Source organism: Deinococcus sp. (assembly GCF_030523985.1).
GTDB lineage: Bacteria > Deinococcota > Deinococci > Deinococcales > Deinococcaceae > Deinococcus.
Window position 1 is genome coordinate 1 of the sequence record NZ_JAUNHK010000179.1, and the last position, 2,880, is coordinate 2,880.

Below are 2,880 nucleotides of genomic sequence, written 5' to 3' on the forward strand. Positions count from 1 at the left end.
TGGGCGGACTGGTGTTCTCGCAGCGCGTGCTGCACGCCCTGATCGACGACAAGGGCATGATGCGCGAGGCGGCCTACGGCATCGTGCAGCGCAACGCCCTGAAGTCCTGGGAAACGGGCGAGGGTCTGCGCGACCTGCTGAAGGCCGACCCCGAAAACCCCCTCAGCGACAGCGACCTCGACGCCGCCTTCGATCTGCAGTGGTATCTGCGGCATGTGGACGACATCTACGCCCGCTTCGGGATGTGATGACGATTCCAGCCTGACAGGGGCGAGAAGAAAGCGCGTTCGGTGAGATTTCCCGAACGCGCTTTCCTTTCACCAGAAGCTTTCTAGGCCGTCAGGCGTTTTTCTTCCTGCACCACCAGCGTCGTGCCCTCCACACCGACGATGCGAACCGCTGTCCCGGCGGGCAGTTCGGGGCCACGCGCCCGCCAGTCGCTGTCGCCCACCCGCACACGGCCCAGGCCGTTGTGGATAGGCACCACCACCGTCACGGTGCGGCCCACCAGACGTTGAGCGCCGGTGTTGATGCCCTCGCCTTCACTGCCCCCCAGCGCCAGCCGGGAAACGTAGCGGCGGCCCAGCCACACGGCGACCACGCTCAGGCCCGCAAACAGCAGGAGTTGGCTGGGAACGTCCATGAAGGGAAGCACGAAGGTCAGCAGGCCGACCCCGAAGGCCGACAGCGCCAGCCACACGAAGAACACGCCCGGCGCGGCGACTTCCAGCATCAGCAGGATGGCCCCCAGCACCCACCAATGCCAGGGGTGAACGGATTGCCAGGTGGGAACCCAGTCGGGCACGGCTTACTCCTGTCTCCGGGGCAGCGTGGCAGGCACGACCTGGGCCTCGGGCTGACGCAGAGGCTGCACGGGCACGGGCTGGGCAGGGCGGGGCATTTGGGGCATGGGCGCGGGGTGACTGGAGCCGCCCCCGAAGGCTTCCTTGGCGACTTCGGCAATGCCTTGCAAGCTCCCCAGCACGCTGGTGGCCTCGATAGGCAGAATCAACGTCTTCTGGTTGGGTGCGCTCGCCACGTCGCGCAGCGCTTCGACGTACTGCTGGGCGATGAAGTAGTTGACCGCCTGCACGTTGCCTGCCGAAATCGCCTGGCTGACCACGCGGGTCGCCTCGGCTTCGGCCTGGGCGCGGCGCTCACGGGCTTCGGCTTCCATGAAGGCAGCCTGTTTTTCACCCTCGGCCTTGAGCACGGCGGCCTGCTTCTCGCCGTCGGCCTTCAGAATCGCGGCCTGACGGAAGCCCTCGGCGTCGAGGATGTTGGCGCGTTTTTCACGCTCGGCCTTCATCTGCCGGGCCATGCTCGCCACGAGGTCGGCGGGCGGCTTGATGTCCTTGACCTCAATGCGCGTGACCTTGACGCCCCACGGCTCCGTGGCCTCGTCCACCACGGTCAGCAACCTTGCGTTGATGGTGTCGCGGTTGGAGAGCAGTTCGTCGAGGTCCATGCTGCCCGTCACGGTGCGAATGTTGGTCATGGTGAGGTTCAGCACCGCCAGTTCCAGATTGCGTACCTCGTAGCTCGCTTTGGCGGCGTCGAGCACCTGATAAAAGACCACCGCGTCCACCGTGACCAGCGCGTTGTCCTTGGTGATGATTTCCTGGCTGGGCACGTCGAAGACCTGCTCCATCATGTTGACCTTGCGCCCAATCTGGTCGATGTACGGAATGATGAGGTTCAGGCCCGGTTTGAGGGTGCGCTGAAACTTGCCGAAGCGCTCCTGCGTCCACTCGTTGCCCTGCGGCACGCTCTTGATGCCTGCGAACAGGGTGATGATGACGAGCAGCAGCAGCACGACCACGAAGATGGTAAATCCCATAAATTCGCCTCCTGCCACTGTCTACGCAGCGTCTACCAGGAAAGTTCCCGGAGCCGCTCTCGCGCCTTCCCTTCCTCGCTGCCCCCCTCCAGGTCAGGGCGCGGATTCAGCCGGACGATGGGATCAGCGCCAGGCGTGTGAAGCCATTCGTGCGCGCGCACGCCGGGAACGAGGGCAGGGCTAGCCGTGTTCGATAAGGTGAAGGGTGCGTCGTAGCGGACTACACTCGCTCTATGCCGCTGCCGCTTGTCGAACTCGAACACGCCCATGTCGTCGCCGGGGGGCAAACCCTGCTGCAAGGCATATCGCTGACCGTGCAACCCGGCGAGGCGCTGCGGCTGGCCGGGCCGAACGGGGGCGGCAAAACCACGCTGCTGCGGCTCCTGGCGGGCGAGGTCGCTCCGGTGGGCGGGACGCGGCGCTACGCCCTGAAAGGTGAGCGGCAGCCCTCGGCGGTGCAGGCGCGGCGCACCCTGAGCGTGGTGGGGCCGGACGCCGAAGCCTTTTACCTGACCCGCGATTGGGAACAGACCGTGCGCGACGTGCTGCTGGCCGGGGCCGAAGGCGAAAGCCTGCGCCTGTGGGAACCCGACGCCGCGCAACTGGCCCGCCTGGGAAGGGTCGCGGCGCTGACCCGCGTAGAGCCTTTGCTGGAGCGCGATTTCCGCACCCTCTCGCACGGGCAGCGGCGGCGGGTGCTGCTGGCCCGCGCCCTGATGCCCCAGCCCGCGCTGCTGCTGCTCGACGAGTTTACCGACGGCCTGAGCGAATCCGCCCGCGCCGAACTGGGCGAAGTGCTGCGCGAGGTTCACGCCTCGGGTGTGGCGCTGGTGCTGGCGACCCACCGGCCCGAGGAAGTGCCGGAAGTGGGGTGGCGGACGGTTTGGGTGGAGGGAGGAAGGGTACAGATGGCGGATGGCAGAGGGCAGAAGGCAGAAGGCAAAACGATGCTCAGGCTCCCGCCATCCGCTATCAGCCATCGGCTATCCGCGCTCGTCCAGCTTCACCACGCCGAGGTGTTCCGCAACGGCCACCGCGCC

Annotated in this window: 3 protein-coding genes and 1 pseudogene; 2 read left to right on the plus strand and 2 right to left on the minus strand. The window is 66.6% G+C overall.

Annotated elements, in window-relative coordinates; all coding sequences use genetic code 11:
• Nucleotides 1-248, plus strand: a pseudogene (locus Q4C89_RS14620) (adenylosuccinate lyase); the annotation flags it as partial.
• An 83-nt stretch (nt 249-331) separates the two neighbouring features.
• Here Q4C89_RS14620 and Q4C89_RS14625 read toward each other — a convergent pair.
• Both Q4C89_RS14625 and Q4C89_RS14630 read right to left on the minus strand, forming a co-directional pair.
• Nucleotides 332-805: an NfeD family protein gene (locus tag Q4C89_RS14625; protein ID WP_303102275.1), complete on the minus strand. Its 474-nt coding sequence runs from the start codon at nt 803-805 to the stop codon at nt 332-334.
• Between the two features lie 3 nt (nt 806-808).
• Nucleotides 809-1,840 (minus strand): SPFH domain-containing protein, encoded by a 1,032-nt coding sequence (locus Q4C89_RS14630; RefSeq protein ID WP_303102276.1) that lies wholly within the window; start codon nt 1,838-1,840, stop codon nt 809-811.
• 233 nt (nt 1,841-2,073) lie between these two features.
• Here Q4C89_RS14630 and Q4C89_RS14635 point away from each other — a divergent pair.
• On the plus strand, nt 2,074-2,880 hold an 807-nt coding region (locus Q4C89_RS14635), incomplete at its 3' end, for an ATP-binding cassette domain-containing protein (protein WP_303103356.1).

Excerpts from the sequence above, each read along its gene's own strand:
- Q4C89_RS14630 (WP_303102276.1), bottom strand. The coding sequence starts at position 1,840 with ATGGGATTTACCATCTTCGTGGTCGTGCTGCTGCTGCTCGTCATCATC.